Origin of the sequence: Maribellus mangrovi (genome assembly GCF_037646455.1) — a bacterium.
Taxonomy (GTDB): Bacteria; Bacteroidota; Bacteroidia; order Bacteroidales; family Prolixibacteraceae; genus Draconibacterium; species Draconibacterium mangrovi_A.
Genome location: NZ_JBBIXN010000010.1, coordinates 1 through 20,719 on the forward strand (window position 1 = coordinate 1; position 20,719 = coordinate 20,719).

At 36.8% G+C, this 20,719-nt stretch carries 18 protein-coding genes; all 18 read right to left on the reverse strand.

Translation table 11 applies throughout. From position 1 onward, the window contains the following. Window positions 1-523: 523 nt before the first annotated feature. A complete protein-coding gene (locus WFY05_RS21720; protein ID WP_340115047.1) occupies window positions 524-1,144 on the reverse strand; it encodes a hypothetical protein in 621 nt (206 codons plus the stop codon). 16 nt (window positions 1,145-1,160) lie between these two features. Beyond that, window positions 1,161-2,429, reverse strand: coding sequence for a flexirubin biosynthesis putative acyl-CoA ligase FlxY (gene flxY, locus WFY05_RS21725; protein WP_340115048.1), 1,269 nt, complete (start codon window positions 2,427-2,429; stop codon window positions 1,161-1,163). Beyond that, window positions 2,419-4,086 carry a C45 family autoproteolytic acyltransferase/hydrolase gene (locus WFY05_RS21730; RefSeq protein WP_340115049.1) on the reverse strand — a complete coding sequence of 556 codons (1,668 nt, stop codon included), beginning with the start codon at window positions 4,084-4,086 and terminating at the stop codon, window positions 2,419-2,421. Before WFY05_RS21730 ends, flxY begins: the two co-directional genes overlap by 11 nt. Then, a complete protein-coding gene (locus WFY05_RS21735) occupies window positions 4,087-5,574 on the reverse strand; it encodes a phytoene desaturase family protein (protein WP_340115050.1) in 1,488 nt (495 codons plus the stop codon). Window positions 5,575-5,580: 6 nt separating this feature from the next. Next, on the reverse strand, window positions 5,581-7,071 hold the full coding sequence (locus WFY05_RS21740) for a phytoene desaturase family protein (protein WP_340115051.1): 1,491 nt from the start codon (window positions 7,069-7,071) through the stop codon (window positions 5,581-5,583). Then, window positions 7,064-10,903 carry a 1-acyl-sn-glycerol-3-phosphate acyltransferase gene (locus WFY05_RS21745; protein WP_340115052.1) on the reverse strand — a complete coding sequence of 1,280 codons (3,840 nt, stop codon included), beginning with the start codon at window positions 10,901-10,903 and terminating at the stop codon, window positions 7,064-7,066. The genes WFY05_RS21740 and WFY05_RS21745 overlap by 8 nt, the downstream gene beginning before the upstream one ends. Continuing rightward, a complete protein-coding gene (locus tag WFY05_RS21750; protein WP_340115053.1) occupies window positions 10,903-12,108 on the reverse strand; it encodes a DUF2062 domain-containing protein in 1,206 nt (401 codons plus the stop codon). Before WFY05_RS21750 ends, WFY05_RS21745 begins: the two co-directional genes overlap by 1 nt. After that, a complete protein-coding gene (locus tag WFY05_RS21755) occupies window positions 12,108-12,473 on the reverse strand; it encodes an ApeI family dehydratase (protein ID WP_340115054.1) in 366 nt (121 codons plus the stop codon). Before WFY05_RS21755 ends, WFY05_RS21750 begins: the two co-directional genes overlap by 1 nt. A gap of 7 nt (window positions 12,474-12,480) precedes the next feature. Continuing rightward, window positions 12,481-13,110 (reverse strand): flexirubin biosynthesis protein LolB2, encoded by a 630-nt coding sequence (lolB2, locus tag WFY05_RS21760; RefSeq protein WP_340115055.1) that lies wholly within the window; start codon window positions 13,108-13,110, stop codon window positions 12,481-12,483. Window positions 13,111-13,116: 6 nt separating this feature from the next. Further along, entirely contained in the window at window positions 13,117-13,758 is a 642-nt protein-coding gene (gene lolA2 / locus WFY05_RS21765; RefSeq protein ID WP_340115056.1) for a flexirubin biosynthesis/transport protein LolA2, read from the reverse strand. After that, window positions 13,755-14,510: a polysaccharide deacetylase family protein gene (locus WFY05_RS21770; RefSeq protein WP_340115057.1), complete on the reverse strand. Its 756-nt coding sequence runs from the start codon at window positions 14,508-14,510 to the stop codon at window positions 13,755-13,757. The genes lolA2 and WFY05_RS21770 overlap by 4 nt, the downstream gene beginning before the upstream one ends. Further along, window positions 14,507-15,427 (reverse strand): beta-ketoacyl synthase chain length factor, encoded by a 921-nt coding sequence (locus WFY05_RS21775; RefSeq protein ID WP_340115058.1) that lies wholly within the window; start codon window positions 15,425-15,427, stop codon window positions 14,507-14,509. Before WFY05_RS21775 ends, WFY05_RS21770 begins: the two co-directional genes overlap by 4 nt. 23 nt (window positions 15,428-15,450) lie before the next feature. Further along, the gene (locus WFY05_RS21780; RefSeq protein WP_340115059.1) at window positions 15,451-16,638 is read right to left on the reverse strand and encodes a beta-ketoacyl-[acyl-carrier-protein] synthase family protein; all 1,188 of its coding nucleotides are present in this window, start codon (window positions 16,636-16,638) and stop codon (window positions 15,451-15,453) included. Window positions 16,639-16,644: 6 nt separating this feature from the next. Further along, a complete protein-coding gene (locus WFY05_RS21785) occupies window positions 16,645-16,902 on the reverse strand; it encodes a phosphopantetheine-binding protein (protein WP_340115060.1) in 258 nt (85 codons plus the stop codon). Window positions 16,903-16,949: 47 nt separating this feature from the next. After that, the gene (locus WFY05_RS21790; RefSeq protein WP_340115061.1) at window positions 16,950-17,519 is read right to left on the reverse strand and encodes a beta-ketoacyl-[acyl-carrier-protein] synthase family protein; all 570 of its coding nucleotides are present in this window, start codon (window positions 17,517-17,519) and stop codon (window positions 16,950-16,952) included. Beyond that, on the reverse strand, window positions 17,516-18,646 hold the full coding sequence (locus WFY05_RS21795) for a beta-ketoacyl synthase N-terminal-like domain-containing protein (protein ID WP_340115062.1): 1,131 nt from the start codon (window positions 18,644-18,646) through the stop codon (window positions 17,516-17,518). Before WFY05_RS21795 ends, WFY05_RS21790 begins: the two co-directional genes overlap by 4 nt. Window positions 18,647-18,741: 95 nt before the next feature. Beyond that, window positions 18,742-19,971, reverse strand: a complete 1,230-nt coding sequence (locus tag WFY05_RS21800) for a beta-ketoacyl-[acyl-carrier-protein] synthase family protein (protein ID WP_340115063.1) — start codon at window positions 19,969-19,971, stop codon at window positions 18,742-18,744. An 18-nt stretch (window positions 19,972-19,989) separates the two neighbouring features. Further along, the gene (gene flxB, locus WFY05_RS21805; RefSeq protein ID WP_340115064.1) at window positions 19,990-20,718 is read right to left on the reverse strand and encodes a flexirubin biosynthesis SDR family reductase FlxB; all 729 of its coding nucleotides are present in this window, start codon (window positions 20,716-20,718) and stop codon (window positions 19,990-19,992) included. Between the last annotated feature and the right edge of the window lies 1 nt (window position 20,719).

Consider the following 20,719-nt stretch of genomic DNA (forward strand, 5'->3'; position numbering starts at 1 on the left):
GTGAGATACTTAAATATAAACAAAACCTTGTTTCTTTTCTAATAAATTATTGTGTTTCTTATGTCGAACTGACGTTAGATTAGGAACCAGAAATTATTTCCCACAAGAATCAAATGCATAAAAAGAAGCCTCGAATAAACGCCCTGCTGAATTCTGATTACCTGTTAATTATGAAAGTGAACACCCAATTTCTGGGATTAGAATGACAATGGGTTTAAAAATGATTCGGGTTACAATTCAGCAGTTCATGACTCCATTTTTGGGAAATCTGAGAACTATGGTGCTTTTGTGAAGTATTGTGCAAAAAAAAAAGAGTTGAAGTATAAACTCCAACTCTTTTCTGGTGAACCTGAAGGGACTCGAACCCCTAACCTCCTGATCCGTAGCCGCAATAGCTAAAGAATGATGAAAATTGGAATCATATATCCAATTTAATATTGATGGATTTGTTTTTAATCTGAAAGTGAAATTACGATTTCCACGAAACTGTGGATTCAAAAGTAATCTCAGTAATAATCATCAATCAGTAGATCCCCTTTTTCAGTTCACTCCTAAATTGCTTTAACGAATCATGGAACGTAGATGCCCAATAATTCCTGAATCCGAATCCTCCTGTTTTTCCTTGTAATTTTTTGGAAAAAATAACACTATTATTTCCAATGTCCAGAACAACTGCATAGTAATAGCCAACTCCTGTAATTTTATTGTATTCAGATGCGAAGAATATAACACCATATTTCGTTTCTCCTTTCAAATGCTTAGATAAGGCAAGTTTTTCAGCGCCTTCTTTAGTTAATAGCTTGCCTTCCGGAATTTCATTCACAATTCTTGATTTTACATCTTCGCTTGTAATTGTCTTATTGACTTCTTCAATTTTACTTAAAGAATAAGTTACCGATGCCTTTAACATGTACTTTTCTATGCTATATTTATCAGATTCAGCATAAAAAAGAACATTCCATTTCTGGGGAAATTGATTGGCTATTGCGATGGGATCATTGAATCCATCTTCTCCAACAAAATATGTTTGGGTATAGTCAACACCAAACATTGTAATAGTGTTATCTTTTTTGTAAGATTCTAAATCCTGAACATTCAGCAGAAAGTGACTTCCGCATAACAGCATTAATAATAGCTTTTTCATAATTGTAGATGATTCATTAAATATTTTGACGATAATCAAAAAATAATTTCGGTTTACGCCCCTGGTTTTTACTAATTTGTTCCATTATTTCCTTCGATGATTTAATAAATATGTTTGGAACAACCCTGAGACTTACTTTAAAACTGTCCTTCAGATTTGAAAGACATTCATCTGCTTCTGTTTCATTTTCGATGGCAATTGCTATTTGAATCTGATCAATTCCGTTATCATCAGTATTAACTTCAATGTAATAATTAACAACACTGGTATATTTATTTAAAACATCAATTATTGCTGCCGGGTATAGTGTTGTTCCTTTGTATTTTATCATTTGTTCTTTTCTTCCGATAATCGGACTAATTCGAACCGCGTTTCTTCCACATTCGCATACACGGTCAACCAAAAATGCCATATCCCCGGTTCTAAACCTTAGCAACGGCATACCTTCAATGCCTAAAGTTGTGATAGTTACCTCTCCCAACTCGCCATAAGGTAGAACATTCCCTTCATCATCAAGTATCTCTACAACCAGAAGATCTTCCTGCAAATGCCCTCCTTTCCCTGCATTGCATTCGGTAAAAGAAGTAGCCATTTCTGTTGAAGCATAGGTAGAATATAAATCAATATGCCATCTTTCCTTTATTCGTTTTCCGATTGAATTAAGCTCGAATTTTTCATCGCGAATGGCGTCGCCGATACAAATAATTTTCTTAACGGACGTGTGATTGATATTTATATTATTTTTCTCGGTATAATCTATAATTTTTGAGATGAATCCCGGAACTCCCACTAATACAGTCGGGCTAAATTTTCTGATATTCTCCAATTGAACTGCCGGCGAACCGGGGCCGATCCTAAGTGTTGCAGCCCCTATTTTCTGGATTCCTTCAAAATAAGCTAAGCCGGCCATAAAACGCATATCAAGGGTAACCATTAATTGAACAAGGTCGTTGTTGTTTACCCCGGCTGTTGTAAATGAACCAGCCTCGTTTACAGCCAATCGCCTGATATCGTTTTTTGTTAAAGGCACTACTACAGGTTCACCTAAAGTTCCTGATGTTGAAACTATATCGGCATAGTCAGAAGGTTCTATACAAAAAAAATCGCTGTTATTATTTTGTAGTTCTGTTTTTGAGGTAGTAGGAATATTTTTCAGGTCATCTATAGATTGTATTGTATAGGGATCGATGCCTGTATCCGAAAAAAGTCGTTTGTAATAAGGAGACTTCTTAGCCAGGTAAAGAACAGTTTTGATTAATCCCTGATTAATTGCTTTAGTATCCATTCTTTTCTATTTGTTTTTTTAGGGCTTTCTCTATTTTATTCGTTTCCCAGGTATTTGGTATTTCGCAGTCTAAAGCATTTTGATAAGCCTTCACTGCGTTTTTATGTTGGTTGTGTAAAGAATAATAATCGCCTAATATTTCATAAACCTGGAAATAATTTTTATTTGATTTCTCAAATCCGAGCAGCGTATCATTCTCAATAACAGCCTTATTATCTATTGCTTCTAAAAGCTCTGATCTTAATCTTTTAAACTGTTTATAATTGGCAAATTTTTCAGAATAAAGTAAGGTGTCTGCTTTGATATTTTTTGTTTCCTGGTATATCGTTTCCTGGTTACCGGGGACGGAGTCTGAAGAAAAGATTTTATTGAGGTCGTAACAAAGGTATTCACCCAGTTGATATGGACTGGTTGAAACCCACAACTGTAAATGTTTTGGTTTAAATATTATACTATGGTGAGAAATTAATTGATTCATTGCTTCTTCATTTCCCAAACCAATGTCTTTCCCGTCTAGCCCTTTGGCATCCCTTAAAATTTCAGCAGCATCGTACACACTGAATGTATCGGATTTTTCTTCGAGTAATTGGGTGCATCGTTGCTGCCTGTATAGCGATGCCGATTCCGAAATATTTTTTTTGTTGATTGGGTCGTCTTTGAACAGCGCCCCCTGAAAATGGTTCGCACATACTATTTTTGATGATTTGCTGGAGAAAATATCCGATTTTGTCGGTGATTTTTCAATGATAACAGCCTTGTTATCAGACGGTGATGAAACAAGGATTGATTCGGACACAAAGATTTTTCTTTTATTGGCTATTTCAATAGCTTCGTCAATATTGGAAGCGTATTGCAAAATTTCGCGAGTGAGCAACGAAATAGGCGTACGTGCTTTTGTGGGAATGTCTGATTTTGCAGCATTTATGGTTACAGTAAGGCCCTTTATATTCATGCCGGACACAACGCCAATCATGCTGGCCCATGTAACATAGGCAAATTTATACCCGGATTCCGGATTGACAAAAGCAATAATTTTATTCTTAGCAAAACTATCGTTTATATAAAAATCGAAATTCCGGCCAACGAGCAACGATGAATCTGTACTATTCTGGTTCGCCGCAAAAGAAGTGCAACCTACTAAAGCCAAATCTGCTAAAGCATGTCCTATGTCATGCGCACCATGGTAGCTCAGCATGCGTTGGTATCCATCGGCAATAAAACTGAATTTATCCGAAGTGGATAAGGAAACTCCAAATATTTCCTCCTTATATTCATCGATAATGTATTCGTCGATATCGCGGTTGAACCAGGCTACAAAAATCCTGAGCATTTTTAAATAAGACTCCGATGGAATCATTTTTTTTATCTGGCTGACAAAAGACTCTTCCTGTTTATAAATTAATTCTTTGCCCAGTTTCCCCTCGTAAACGCCCATCTCCACGGGGCTTCCTTCAACATACATCTCCCAAAGCCCCTTATCGTTTTTACGCAGCCAGTTTCTGTCAATCCTGTAAGAATCTTTTGCCAGTTCAACTCTCGGTGTTTCGGCATATTTCTGATATTCTACTTTTGGTGGCTCAACCCTAATATCGCGAATAAATAACACAACGAAAACAATAATAAGCGCAGCGAGCAGGAGTAGTATCTTTTTCTTCATTTATTCTTGTTCTGATATTGATTTCACTAAATTGTTAATGTCGATAAAATTTCCGGCAGTTAACAGGCTTCCGATGGAAACACCTAAAAAACCATGCATATTTACATTTTGTCCCGTAAAGTACAGGTTGGAAATTTGTGTTTTTGTGAGTACCAGCGACTTTAAAACTTCTTTGTAGTCGTGTACAATCCCGTAACATTCCCCCTGTTTGTTATTTAGGTAATCTTTGTAGCTCAACGGTGTCAGAACTTCCATGTCGTCAATGTTTCCGATTATTTCGGGAAAATCCTTTTCAACAACTTTAAGCAACTTTTGGGCTCTTTGTTCTTTCCATTGTTTGTAACTTTCGGTATGGCTTTCGTTTGTTGCATTTTCCCATTTTTTTACTTCGGAATAGCTCATAAATGTGAAAACACTCAGGCATTTGGTCGTGCTTTCCCTGTTGTAGGGCGTATAAATTAAATAGCTTTGCGGCCAGGTGTCCGGATGGTATGAATCTGCTCCCCACACTTCATCCTGAAGATAGCGGTGAAAGTTGAAATTGAAATTTTGAAATGTTGGTTTTTTAAGGACGAGGTGTATGCTAAATGTTGAAATGGTATTCTCCAGCTGTTGCATTCTTTTGCGATAGGGTTTACGCAAATAATTCCCTTCAATCATATCGATTGTTAACGATGGATGGAACCCTGAGATAAAATAATCAGCTTTAAATTTATGACCCGATTTGCTCAATGCGCTTTCTATTAATCCGTCTTTAGTTTCGAATTTATGGATAAACTCATTCACAAAAATCTTTCCGCCATGAGAAACAAATTCATTTTCCAGTGCGTTTGCTATTTCTTCTCCGCCTCCTTCAATTTTCATCGAACTTTGGCTGTAATGATTATGGATTACGGCATGGGTATATAACGAAGCTTTATCCTTTTGCCCGGCGTACATCGAATTCATGAGCGAGAGTACCCTTTTTAATTCATCGTTACCTGTAAGCTCGTCGATGAAATCGTAAATTCCGGTTTCGGCAAATTTGTTCTTTCCGAAGTTCAAACTCACAGGATAGCGTAAATTTATGATGTCGAAAGAGTTGGATGCCTCCTGTACGGTTTCAGCATATTTGACGATGGCCACTTTTTCGTTGGGGAAGTATTCTGACAGCCGGTTTTTAAATGCCTCCCAACCTTTAGGAAATGTATAAGTTTTATCCTGAATTTTAAATACCTCATATCCACTTGTATCCATTTCGTGCAGGCTGATTTTATCGTAAATATTCAGGTATTTTAAAATTTTATAAACGATTTGTCCTTTTTCGGCAGAGCCTATGTAATGCATCCCGACATCGAAAGTGCATCCTTTTCGTTTAAAGTTTTGCAATAAGCCGCCAACTCTTTTATTTTTTTCAGCGATAGAAACATTAAAATTATTCTTTTGCAATAGGATACCGCAAATCAAACCTCCCAACCCCCCTCCAATTATTAATATGTCCTTTCGCATAAAGTTTTACCTAATTTGTTCCAATAATTTTTCCCGACCGACAAAATTTGCTGCCGTTTGAATCGAGCCAACAGTAATCCCGAGTACTCCATGCATAATTACATTTTGTCCTGTAATAAACAGGTTCGGAATTTTTGTTTTTGGCATCACCAAAATACTGCCTAAATTCGTGGCATCACGTGCAATACCATACATCGAGCCCTCGTGTGTAGCTGTATAATCGCGGTACGTTAACGGTGTAGAAGAATAAACGGATTCGATACTGTTTCTGATTTCAGGAAAGCGTTCTTCAACAAAAGAAAGCAACATTTCCTTTTTTTCGTCCTTTAAACTATAGTACTCCGCAGGCCGATTTTTTGTTTGGGTTCCTTCCCAACGGGCAAATTCAGAATAGCGCATTGGTGAAATGATAATGGCACCTTCAGCATATTTAGAGTTGCTTCTCCCGGGTAGTGTGAAAAACATATAATTGTAAGGCCATTTTTTTTCATTATAATTTACATTCAGCCAAACATTGTGATTTTCGTGGTGATGTATATTAAAATTGAAATGCCTGAAAGAATCTTTTTTGAAAATAATATAAAGACTAAAGACCGACATTGTGTTTTCCAGATTTGATAGCCTTTTAAAATATATCTTTTTAGTAATCTCTTCAGGCAACATTTTAAAAGTGGGTACTGGGTGAGCATTTGATATGACGTTTTTGGCAAAAAACTCTTCTCCGCTTGACGTAATTAATCGTTCGATATTTTTACCAATCATCTTCATCTCTACCACCTTCTTGTTTTTTAATACAGTACCTCCGAGTTCCAAGATCCCTTTAAAAAGCAGTCTGGCTATTTGCCCGCTTCCGCCTACTAAACGATATGAACTTTGAATATAACTATTTGAAATAAGAGCATGGACATAATAAGGAGTTTTTCCGCTCTGGCCTGCATACAAAAAGTTAGAACCTGCCAGCACGGCCTTTAACCTTTGATTATTGGTTAACGAAGAAAGATAGTCTGAAATTGGTGTATGGAAATTTTGGTCAATACTGGAATAAGTTGTACTTCCATTTAAACTAAACAAGGGGAAATCGTTTCCAATATTCTTAATATCGGCAACATAAGTATTTATTGCCTTGCTTTCGGCAGGAAAACTTTGAATTAATTTTTCAGCAAAATTTTCGAATCCCAGGGCATGAGGATATGCCTTTCCATTGTCTCTGAAGCTAATCTCGTCAAAGCGGTCTTGATCCATTCTATGAACTACCAACTTATCGTTCAGATTAAAGTAATCGAAATAACGATATAATGTCTGTCCTTTATCGTAACACCCGATGTAATGTGCCCCGGTATCGAAAATAACACCATCGCGTACAAAATTCTGAATTGAACCTCCGATTTGTGAACCTTGCTCCAAAATGCATACCCTATAACCTTCTTTACTTAAGATATATCCTGTTTGAAGTCCTCCCAAACCGCTCCCGATTATGATTATATCGTACTTATTCATCTGGTTCCTTTCTTATTATGTATGTGATGTTGGAAGTATACCGGGTGTTGTCTGCAATTTCTAAATGTGCTCCCAGTTCTTTTGTAAGCGAAATAATTTCCTGGCGGCTAAGAAAATCCAGGTCACGGAAGTTTGCTTTATTAAATTTTATGGATGTTGAAATTACCTCCGACAGCTCGGTGATTTTATGCTTGTGTTTTAAATCTTTATCGCCGTCTCTAATAACAATAGAACCGTTATTGTTCATTTTTGAGTATACTTTTCTCAATAAATCGGATCGGTCTTTTGCTGACAAGTAATGAAGTACATCGTTTAAAATAAACACATCCGATTCTTCTGGTTCATAATCGGTGAGATCGCAACAGTAAAATCTTGTTTTATTGTTCGTGAGCGCATTGTTTTTGGCAACAGCTATTTTATCACAATCAAAATCAACTCCTACAAATTTTCTTTGTTCGGAGCACTGTGCCAAGGTATGAATCAGGAAACCATATCCACAGCCTAAATCAGAAATTGTGGCTTCCATTGGAATCAGGTTGTGGTAATACGTGTAATTATCTTCCATCCTGATCTTAATTTTCATATACCATTCAATCTGAGGCGACCTGAAAAGATAGCTGCTTAATACCGTGTTTCGATAATATCCAGGGGTTTCTATTTCCTTCCTGAGCTTATTGTATTCACTGGAAAAATACCTGAAGACATTCCGGGATTGTTTTAGTAAACTTTTCCCATAATCTCCCGAATTAATAGTAAGGCGAGGTAACACTTTAATTAAAATATGCCCTTTGTGAACGAAGAATTCTTCTTTGCTCAACATTGTTCCAATGCCATGCAAAATAACAGGTAAGATTTCCAGGTTCAGTTCACGTGCCAGTAAAAAGGCGCCTCTGTGGAAGGGTTTAAGCACGCCGTCAGCCGACCGTGTTCCTTCCGGGAATATCATTATCGAGTAGCCTTCGCTAACCTTTGGTCGTAATTTATTAATCAATTCCTCGTGATGAATTGAGACCGGCAAAAAGTCGGCATATTTTATGATAAAACCAAAAAGTTTGTTATTCCAGTTCCTGTCGTTGGTTAATATCAATATTTTGGGATGAAGAAGTAAAATCATCATAATATCGATATGCGACTGGTGGTTAGCAATTATTACAGCAGGCTTTCGGAAATCTTCTCCGTGTTCGTTTATAATTTTCTTGGAACTAACAGGATGCAAGTATAGAATACCCTTTGCAAATTTCTGAAGTAAAATGTGAAACCATATTTTTTTTGTTTTAATGGCGACCGGGATTATCCGGAATATTACAGCAGTTAAACTTAGGAAGACGGCGCCCAAAACAAATTCGGTTAAACCCAACAGCGAAAAAATAAAATCAGTCAGCGTAACTGGACTTTTTCTTTTTTCCCCTTTATTATACAGCAGAAATTTTAGCAGTGCCGGCTGAATGGTATAAGCAATCAGTAATGTGGAAGAAATACCAATAATCGCCATAATTGCAATAGAATGTAAGGCGGGGTGTTTAGCAAGAATCAGCGATCCCATCCCGATTGTAGTCGTCAGGTACGACAGCAGGATGGATACCCTGTATTCAACAACAACAGCCTGATTGTATGCGTATTTTTGAAGTACTCCTTTTGTGATAAAAATGCCATAATCAATCCCAAGACCAAAGATGAATGATAAAACGATAATATTAAAAATGTTATAATTCATGTTTAATAAACTCATTATCCCCTCGATCCATATAAATCCAAATAAAATTGGAACCATGGTAATTAAAGTCAATTCTATTCTTCCAAAATAAAGAAGCAAAATCATGAAAACCACGATAAGTGAAATATAGACGATGTTTGAAAAACTGTTCTTAATCCCTAAAATTAAATTGTTTACAAACGCACGACTATTGTACGACCAGGAATTTGAATGTAATCCGGCATCGATTATTGATTTTGCTGCTTCAATTTCATCGACTTTTACTACTGAAATTGCAGCAATCATGGAGTCATTTCTAACAATAAAATCGCTGAATAATAAATCCAAGAGTTTTTCACGATCTGTTTCTGATAAGTTGTGGTAGTCCTTCTCCACCAGATGATAAAACTTTTTGAAAGCATTGTTTTTTAATCCAACAATAGCTGCTTCCGATTCCAGTTCTGTTCTTGTTTTTCCGAATTTTTCTGACCAATAATCCTTCCAGTCCGCAATCTTTTTTTCCTGTTCCGCATTGGGTTTTATTAGATTATTAACGGATAAATAATTATTGATGACTCCTTTTTCTTTTAGACTATCGAGTAAAAAATTGACCTCGCTGTTACTTTTTAAAACACTGTCCAAATTTTTGCCGTGGGTTATAATATACAGGTTATCTGATGTTTGCTCTACGAACTTACTTGTGTGGTTTTCGGCAATTGCTGTTTCTTTTGAAATGTAGTTGCTTTTCATCATGTCCGAATCGAAAGGGACATTGCCACCAACAACTAAGAAAATCCCGGTGAGAATAAATAGTAGTAGCCTTAATCTTTTATTATCATAAATTTTGCTGTTGCTTAACGAATCGAAGAAAGTATTTCCCGGCTCCGGGTTCTTATCTGTTTTTATTAAAACAGGTAATAATGTTAAAGCAAATATGGCAGCGAAAAATATGCTTAATGCCGAGAAGATTCCCAAATCGCTTAAAACCTGAGACCTTACTAGGTTTAACACATAAAAGGCCGACATTGTTGTTATCGTACTCAGTATTATCGGTGAGCTCACCTGCATTAGCATTTTTTTTATTGAGCCATACTGCCGGTAGTGAGAATAAATGTGCAAGGAGTAATCGACGGTCATACCCATAAGAATTGCCCCAATCCCAAGGGACATTAAGGAAATCTCTTTCGAAAAAAGAGATAAGGTGCCTAGGGCAACAACACTTCCCAATAGAGTTGGTAAAAAAATGATAAACAAAGCCCTTCGTTTTCTGAAAAAATACCAAACAAGGAGTAGTAGCAGTAAGATTGTTAAGGATACGGTAATGGTAACATCTTTTTTAATCCGGTCTTCATTTTGCAGGGCGACCAAAGTGCCACTTAAAACATAAGGCTCGATACCGGCGTATATTTTTTCCTGCTTTAATTCCTTTAAATGTTTGCTGATTACATCAAAAAAATACCGGTTTGCCTCGGGGCTGTTTCCCTTTTTCAAGTTTGCAAATAAGAACATATCGGACTTTTCGGTATTGAAAATATGCCCTTTGTAGGTAGTAAAGTCTTTGCTGAAATTAAAGGCGTCAACCTTTTTCAATCCCATTCCGGAAAGGTTAAACGGGTCCTCTAAAAAGAATTGCGAAGAAACAAATCCGATAGGCGACAGCAGGCTTTTATAACCCGCATCAACTGTATTTTTTATCGAGTCAGGTTGAAGTTTTCGGTCAATTTCTTCATAATCGGACGAGTCGAGAAAGAGGGGTAAATTATTTCTTACAATATCCATTACGCTCATTAAATCCGACTCACTAATCCCGTACCGCTGATTACTTAGTAAAGTACGAATCGAATCCGCCTCAAGAATTGAAATCAAATCGTTTGAAAAATCAACCAATTGCTCCACCGATGTCGAATCGTAATCTTTATGAATAGTGAAGATGATTTTATTCATTAAAGTCGATTCGTTCATAATATAGCGTAATTGTGCACTATTGCCCGAGTCAGGAAAGAATCGGGATACATCTTCATTAAACCGGAGCCGGGTTATGGAAAAAACAGAAGCAAAAACTACAATGGCAATTGTGGTAATTGAAAAGATCTTGTGCTTTAATACAAAATTATGTATGTGTAAAAGAACATTTCCCATTATAACACGCGTTGCTTGATTTTAATAAATACCATGGTAAGACCCCATGTCAATAATCCGGATAATATTCCAAAAATGAAACTCCCTACCAAATAATACAGAATACTGTTGCCCAGCGCAGTTAGTGCGTTATATACACCTTCATTTATTATGAAATCTGCAATGTGAAAAATATTGGAAATTCTGTCGAAAGTCCCGTTGTAAACCAAATAACCTGTTTGATAACTCATGTAAATAAGTATCGGGATCATTGGTGGAATACTAATGTTTGAAGCCAGTAAAACCAACGCTTTGTTTAATTTCAATCGGTGTGCAAAAAGCGCAGCGAGCATCATCTGAAATCCCCAGAACGGAACTATTCCCATAAATACTCCAAATCCCATTGCTGAAGCTATTTTAAACGGAGTTTCGTTGTGCTTTTTGAGTACATCCTTTATAATAGAAACGATGTTATTTTCTGAAAAATATTTGAAAAGATTACGCGGATGGATGTATAAAAAGGCTATCAGAAATAAAACGGTATTTAATATACTAATGCGCACAAAATCGGTTACCGGTTTAAAATGGGAAACACGTAATTCAGGCGTTTCATAGTGAATCTTAATAGGTATGTTTTTCACTTTGATGTAATTCCATTGGGTTCGGACAAGGACTTCGACTTCAAATTCAAATCTATTGGTCTTAAAATGGATATCTTTCATCAGTTCTATCGGATACAGTCTGAAACCGGACTGCGTATCTTCGAGTTTATCGCCTGTTTCCACCCAGTACCAGAAATTTGAAAAACGATTACCAAATGAACTTTTCCCCGGAACATTTGTGGCATTCATATTTCGCGCGCCAACAATTAAAGAGGGGCCATTATGTATCACATCCTTAATAAATTCAGGAATATCATTCGCAAAATGTTGTCCATCCGAATCGAGCGTAATCACATACTTATAACCATTTTGCAGCGCATACTTAAATGCACGTCTGATACTGTATCCTTTCCCTTTATTAACTGGGTTTACAATGACCACAATTTTATCTCCAAATGTTTTAAGAATCTCGGAAGTATTATCAGTAGAACCGTCATTTACAACCAGTAGATTTTCCGCAATCGGCAGAACTTCGTTAATAATCGTGGCAACAGTTCTATTGTTGTTGTAAGTTGGAATAACAACAAGAGTCTCGGATAATATTGCTGAATATTTTTCTTCCATTACTGGACAAAGTCGATTCCGGTTAATTTAGCGAAAAGCTGGTCGTTATTCTTAATAATTGCGTTTACTTTCAGATCCGGTGAATCCTCGTTTTGTAAAACCGATAATTCAACAAACACTTCGTCCACTTCATCGAGAATGACCATTCCAACGAATTTTATACTTTTAGCCGTTTTCAATTCGAATGTTTTCTTAAAGTGCCGGTTTATTATTTCACGAACCAACTCTATTTCTACAACTCCGGGCAATATCGATTTGTCGGGAAAGTGCCCGGAAAAAACCGCGTGCTCCCTTTTTAATTTAACTGAAGCTGTTATCTTGTTTTGATTTTCTTCAATATGTGTTATTTCAAAAGCTCTATCCAAACTGTATTTATTTTATGTAATTCAAATTTAGCTTTAAAGGAATACCAAAATGTTTTATGGTTACATTTCCGGGAATATTATTTTCGTATTCCTTTAACTCAATCGTTACTTTCTTCCTAAAGAAAGAAGCATATTTAATTGTTTCTATTTTATTATTGTTGTTGAAAAAATAGGAGTACCGGAATTTCCCTTTTTTGCATTTTTGCATATATGTTTTGTTCTTTCCCGAAAAATATTTCTTACAATCCGTTTCTTTGAAATGCAAAAACAACAACCTGAAATCGGTGCTCAAAGTATTGATGATTGATTTCCGGTTAAGTTCATCTATAATGTATTCAGTGGTCACAGTTCCGTTTTTGTCTAATTTCAAGTCGAAAAATTTTAAGCCAAACTCCGACATGAAAATCATTCTGACATCTTTTGTTTCGGGATATTCTTTAAAAAACATGAGCCCGGAGTATTCCTTGTTAAAGAATGTGATTCTGGCTTTGTATAAAGCTTTATTTAATTTCCACGACAGGCCTGTTGCCTCGTTTGCGAGATCGTCAGTTTTTTTATACCTCAGATGTAAATTTGAACACGACTGAAATACAAGTACAAGAGATGCTATTACTGCTATTTTTAATGTCCATTTCAATTTTAATCAATTTATTATTATGTCTGAATCAGAAACGGGAGTATTTATTTTTCTGTTTTGGAAAGTGATTTCAGTATAATCATCAGCACTTTCTTCCATGACGATTTGTGAAACCATAAAATCATCCTTGCCGAGGTATAATTTTATTCGGTTTATAAAACGTTTGAACTCGTTGTTTTTCGGTTCCAATTCTACCAGGTATTGTTTGTTATTCTGTAACATGGTTACGTTGAACATTGGGCTTGACATAATAGACCCGTTAATCATCCCCGAAATAATATTGTTTATCTCGCTGAAAATTTCATTTGAGTTGGCATCGTGTTCGGTAACTTTCCCATCGTTATTTATGGTTAATTTTGAATCTATAAACGAGATTTGGTAAATGTAAGGTTCTAAATACGACCATTTTATATTTGAAGGTTTCGAAAAGATAAATTTGCCCTTGCTTACGATATCTTCTTCCAAAACGGTAAGATGTTTAGTTTGAACAAAATCACTCCGGATTGTGCGCGTGATTTTTGCAACAGAATCAAGCTTCTGAATTACCGCTTCGTAATCCTGGACAACCTGCTCAAACTTAGTTTCCTGTCCGTATGTTGCAATAACATAAAATATTAATACTATAACAATGGAAATTCGCTGAATCATATATTTTGTATTGTAATAAATTCTAATCCTTTCTTTTTGCACGATTCTATAAAACTATCAACTATTTCAACTAATGCAATATGGGTGTCGTGAAAAAGTATAATCTCCCCGCCAGTTATCTTTTTATTTAGTTTCTTCAGTAGTTTTTCATTTCTTCTTACGGTATCAAATGTGCGTACATTCCAGCCTATAGCTTTCAGATTCATTTTCTTCACAGCTTTGGCAATTGACGGATTTGTTACCCCAAATGGCGGCCGAAAATAAACGTTCTTCTGTTTTGCTATTTCCTCAATAAGGATATTTGTTTTGTCGAGCTCATTACAAATATTCGTGACTGAATATATAGGGAAATAATTTGAATGGTGATACGAGTGGTTGCCCAGTATATGCCCCTCGGCAACAATACGCTGTGCAAGTTCTTTGTTCTTTTCTATTTTCTCCCCGATACAAAAAAAACTGGCCTTAACATTGTGTCTTTCCAACACCGCTAATAATTGAGGGGTAACTTCGGAATCTGGTCCGTCATCAAAGGTTAAAGCAACTTTTGTTTTATCGTTAAGCTGGTTCTTAACCGGCATGTAATATTGAAGTCGCAAATAAGAAGAACCGGCAATTAACAGAATTAAATATGCAATAAATGATAATACGAGGGGATAAAAAGGTATATGGTTTACATATACCAAAACCATAAGAACAATTAGTACACACAAATACAACAGCAGAACTTTTTTATGTGTGCTGAGTGCTTTCATGCTTTCTCTACGATTATTGCTGATTTGGCGCCTCTGGGATATTTATTGATTACCAAAATACGCTGGTAAGTTCCGTTTTCAACTACCGGAAATTTTATGGATTGACTTTTAAGAATTTCACAGGCCCATACGACAAGCAAGGCTGCAACAGTAGGATAATCTCCTGTGAATCCGGAAGCCATTATTTGATTCGAAAAATCAGGCAATTTCAGGCTTGTTCCATTAATTAAGAAATCGAAATCGTTATGTATTAATTTGTTTTCTTCCAGAATACTAAAGACGAAATCGTTAAGATTTGTATTCTTAAAATCAAGATTTATTGAGCGTATTACAGCAAAACTACTGTCTGTTTTAACTTTCGAAATATAAAGATAGGCGGCTCCTTCTCCTTTCGGCTTACACGATAATCCTTCTGAAATAGTATCTACAAGACTTGTTTTTTCGTCGGCACCTCCCACCATAATATTCTGAAAGCTCCCTTCTTCAAATCCAAGGGCAGCATCAATCAATGCATTTTCGAAACTGTTCTGTTCATGGACAAATGTGAAATTTTGGCCTTTAATTCCAAGCAGGAGCGCCAAATTACCGGCCAACGAATTGTGGGTAGAATTTATGAAAGCCGAGGGATTGGAAAATTGTTCTTTATTCTCCAAAAATGTTTGTAAGAATTTTTCGGTGTCAGAAAGGCAGCCATAACCTGTGGCTGAATTAATTGCTTCCGGAGCTTCTGTATTGGTGTTTTTAATAGCAGAAAGAGCAGCATAACTGTTCATCTTCATTATACGACTCATTCTTCGCAGCTTCGGTGCGGCTATCAGTTCACGATAATCAGGTTCGAACACCTCTGCGCACGATTCTTCAAAATCTTTCAGTTTCGAGATATTTCCTGTACCATTTATGTATAGCCTTGTTTCCATATTATCAATAACAGTTGAATGGTCTAATTCATCCGGCTAAAAACGAGTGTTGTATTATTTCCGCCAAAACCAAAAGAATTGGAAATTACATTTCGTGTTGTGTATTCTTTAAAATGGGTAAGCGGAGTAAGTCTCATGCCTTCTATTTTTGTTTTGAAATTAAGATTGGAAGGGATCATTTCTTTTTGAATAGCTACAACAGAGATAACGGCCTCAAGTGCCCCGGAGGCAGCTAAAGTGTGGCCTGTAAATGCTTTAGTTGAGCTAAAAAATATATCTGTATTATCAAATAAACGGTTTATAGCAGTTGATTCAGAGGCATCATTGTTTTCGGTTCCGGTTCCGTGAGCGTTAATGTAATCAATGTGTGCGGTAGTGATTTTTGCCATTTGCAATGCCTTTGTCATGGCTTGAAACGCTCCTTCGCCATTTGGCGATGAGGCTGTTTGATGATAGGCCTCGTTTACGTTGGAATATCCTGCTAATTTCGCAAGGACCTTAATATTTCGTTTTTGTGCTACTTTGCTATTCTCCAACACTATATAGGCAGCTGCTTCACCCAGATTGAGCCCTTTTCGTTCGGCATCAAAGGGTTTGCAATGCGCTTCGTCCAAAATCATAAGGCTTTTGAACCCGTTTAACGTAAATTTTGATAAAGCATCTGAACCTCCGGCAATTACCCTGTCGACTAAACCGGCTTTTATTAATCTTGCTCCAACAATTATTGCATTCGAAGAAGAAGAACAAGCAGTACTCAGCGTTAGTACATTGTTGTTCAATCCAAAAACTGCCGCAACTTCTGATGAATGATTACCGCAAGGATGAATTTGTGCGATTTCCAGATTTTGGGCATTCTTAAAGTCGAAATAACAATTTTCGGTTGTATCCATTCCTCCCACGGTAGTTGAAGAAACGAAGCTTGTACTCTCTATTAATTTCTCGTCTAACTTTGCACATTTTACGGCTTCTGATACTGCAAGAGAGGAAAGTAATGTTGTTCGGGAATGTTTCCCTTTTACCGGGCTCATTCGTTGTAATTCGTCGTTCGTTAATTTTATTTCACCAACCGGATAAATGTTTGCCAGGTTACTTTTCAGAACAGACATAGCTGTAATGCCATGTCTGCTGTTTTTTAGGGAGTCGTATATCTGGTCAACAGTATTCCCGATAGCAGAAATTGCACCTATCCCGGTAATTACAACTTCATTCATCCTTCATTATTTATCTTTTTCCGATTCTATAAACGCTGCTATGGAATCAATGCTGTAAAAAATTTCTTTGCCTTTGGTGGCATCATCTATTTTTATACCATATTCGCGCTCAAGCAAAACAATCAACTCCAAAGCATCAATTGAATCAAGTCCTAATCCATCGCCGAAAAGAGGGTCAGATGTGCTTATTTCGTTCTCTTCAACTTCCTCAAGATTCAGTGCCTCAATTATTTGTTTTTTTAATTTTTCTTTTAAGTTTTCCATAATAAGCTTCTTATTGTAAATTACTCATCGTTCAATAAAACTCAATACTATTCTTTTGCCGCAAGATAAAACTCTGCCTGATAAATCCCGTTATTCGCGTTAAACCATCCGCCAATGCATGCTTCCAGCTTATTCTGACGAAATAAGGAGTTAATGTACAACTCGTTAAATTCTGCGTTATATTTTTCAAATATAAATAATGCATTTTCGCCTTTGAAGTTATTGCGTATTGAAATTTCTCCCATTACAATATTCGGAAGAGTATAAACAAACAGCGCCGGACTTGGATAATAATTTTCTTTATCCGCTATCGATTTTAGGTGTTTGCGGTCGACATCAACTGATGAATCGGAATTTTGGAGAACAATGCCAATTTTATTTTTCTCAGTTTTGTCAATTAAATTTTTTGCCTCTTCTGTTCCTAATAACAATTCACTTGCTATAAATCCGAGCTTACTCAAATCATCCATTTTGAAGAACTTGGGATATTTTATCCGTAAGCTTTTGTAGGCCGAATTTAAAAATTGGTCACTCCCGGAATCGGTGAGTACTTCTTTCCCCTGTACCCGGATTCCTGAATTTGATAATGATATTTGTACTACAATATTCAGACTCATAGGGCAGCATTTTTAAGGATGATAGCAGCATTTGCTCCCCCGAATCCCGCAGCGGTTTTCAATGCAAAATTTATTTCCTGTTTCTGGTTTTCATCCAGAATATTAAGGTTTCTGCTTACTCCGTTTTCGTCGAATCCCAGGGATCTTATCATATAATTGTTCTCCATCGATTTTAGTGTGGCGATGGTTTCAATAACCCCGGCAGCTCCTAAAGTATGTCCCCAGTACCCTTTAAAACTATTTGTAGATACTTCTTCAAGCTTATTTCGATGGAGTGCCAAAGCCTCCATTTCGTCGTTGTAAAGCGTGGCGGTTCCGTGAGCTGATACAAAATTGATATGTTTAGGTGTAATCCCGGAATTTTTAATGGCTGACTCTATTGCAAGATATAGTCCTTCTCCGGTTCGTGAAGGTCCCGAAATATGATTGGCATCGTTTGAGCTGGCACCTCCCAAAATCTCAAACTCCGACTTATGCAACGAACTTAAAACGATACTTCCCGCAGCTTCTCCCAGGGTCAGACCATCTCTGTTTTTATCAAATGGCCGGCATGGATTAGAGCTGAGCGAATGAAAAGACATAAAACCTGCAATAATAAATTCGCTTATTACATCGGCACCAATAACAACTGCATTTTTATAAACTCCCTCTCTGAGTAGAAGTGCTGCAGTATTAATCGTTAGAACCCCCGATATACAGGCATTGGAAACAACTACGGGTGTGTTGGGATTATTAAAATAACTGGAAATTTTACGAGCCGAATGCCACAATCTGAAATCCTGGTTTTGATGCTCTGCTCCAAGAAACTCTATATTCCCTTTTGTGCTTGAAATGATGAAAATCGTTTTGTCGGAAGAAACGTCAATATTGCTTTGCGAGATGGAATCTTTGGCGGACCACAGCATTGTTTTTTCAAAAAATGAAAAATCATCCGGGATTTTTTCATGCCTGGTACGATTCTCAAATTTGTCTTTGTCGATTTTGGAAAGCGGGATTTCACCATAAATATCTCCAGTATTATGATACCGGATACCACTGGTATTTGAAACGAGCATTGAAAAATTCTCCTGCGAATTCAATCCTAAGGAGCTCGTTATATTATTTCCGTGTACATATACTTTCGACATCTTTATTTCATAAGGATAAAAGGCTGCTATAATTTTAAAGCGTTACGATTGGAAGGAAACAAGATATTCATTTGATCCCGTTTGTTGTGTCATTATTATACTTTCTGTAATTTTTTGAATATCAAAGTAGAATTGGTCCCTCCAAATCCGAAAGAGTTGCTTAAAACAGTATTTATCTCCTTTTCCTGTGTTTTGTTGATAATATTCAGTTTTGCCGAATATTCATCCGGGTTTTCAAAGTTAATATTAGGTGCAATAAATGAATTTTGAGCCATTAACATCGAGTAAATAATTTCACTGGCTCCGCCCATCCACATTTCATGGCCTGTCATCGATTTGGTTGAACTAACGGGCGTGTTTGTTGCTTCGAAGAAGTGTGCCAAAGCCTGGGCTTCGTTCAAATCGCCAACCGGTGTTGCAGTAGCATGGGCATTTACATAATCTATTTCTTTTGATTGAAGCCCTGCATCCATTAATGCTCTTTCTATTGAACGTTTTGGCCCATCAACATTTGGTACAGAAATATGGTCACCATTCGAAGAAAAACCATAACCGATAAGTTCTCCTAAAATCGGAGCTCCTCTTTTAACAGCATTTTCATAGTCTTCAAGAATTACGCTTGCAGCCCCACCTGAAGGGACAATCCCATCCCGGTCTTTATCAAATGGGCGGCACGCTTTGGCTGGCTCATCAATCCGTGTTGAGAAAGCTCTGATTCCATCAAAACTTCCCATGGAATAGGCGTTTACTTCCTGGGCCCCACCACAAATTACCGCGTTCTGGAGTCCCTGTTTTATAAGTAAATACCCCATGCCAATAGCATGAGACCCGCTTGCACAGGCACCACTAATTGTAAAATTTATCCCCCGAAGTTTAAGAATCACCGATAAATTCATTGTTACCGTTGAGTTCATCGATTGAAAAATAGACCCGGAACCAACCAACATCGTATCCCTTTTTTCTCTTATCTTATCTACAGCTTCTATCACCGGAACTGCAGAACTGTCGTTACCGAAAAGAATTCCAACCTCGTTATTATCTAAAAACTGCTCATCCATTTGGGCATTTTTCAAGGCTTCTATTGTTGACATGTACGCATATTCACCTTGTTCCGGTAATCCAACCCTTTGGCGGCGCGACAATATGCCTTTTAAATCCGGTCGTTCAAGAATTCCTGTCAGCGGAGAAATAAATCCTAAATCAATACGGTCTTTATCGATACCAATTCCTGATTTTCCCTGTTTCAGCGATTCATTTACTTGTTCCAGGTTTTTACCTAAAACTGAATAAATCCCCATTCCTGTGATTACAACTCTTCTATTCATAGTAAAAACAATACTTTATTAACTGTATAACCCTCCGTTGATGTTAATCACCTCTCCTGTAATATATGATGAATTTTCTGAAGCTAAAAAACCGACTAACTCTGCCACTTCCTCAGGGGTGCCAAAACGATTGGCAGGAATCATTTTCTTCAGTTCCGATTCCGGCAGTCCAACAGTCATATCACTTTTGATAAAACCGGGAGCTACGGCATTTACAGTTATTTTCTTTTTCGCCAGTTCCTGTGCCAATGCTTTTGTTGCTGCAATTATTCCTCCTTTTGATGCCGAATAATTGGTTTGCCCGGGTGTGCCTTTTAATCCCGATAAAGAAACAATATTTATAATCCGGCCATATTTTGAAAGCACCATTTCTTTCAGAAGTTGGGAAGTAACGTGAAAGAACCCATTAAGATTTGTATTTATAACATTTTCCCAATTTTCATTATCCATAAATACCATCAGGCTATCATTGGTTATACCAGCATTGTTCACTAAAATCTGTATTGTTTTTTCTGCATTGGCTTTTTTCCAGGCATCGAGCACTTTGTTTACTTCATCAGCATTTGCCACATTAAATCTTAATGCTTCGGCAGAACCTCCTGAATTTAAAATACTTTCAACTACTTCCTGTGCTTTGTCTTTATTGCTGTTATAATTCACAATTACATGAAATCCCATGGCCGCTAATTTTAGCGCCACGGCCTTTCCAATTCCTCTCGAAGCTCCGGTTATAAGTGCATTAATCATT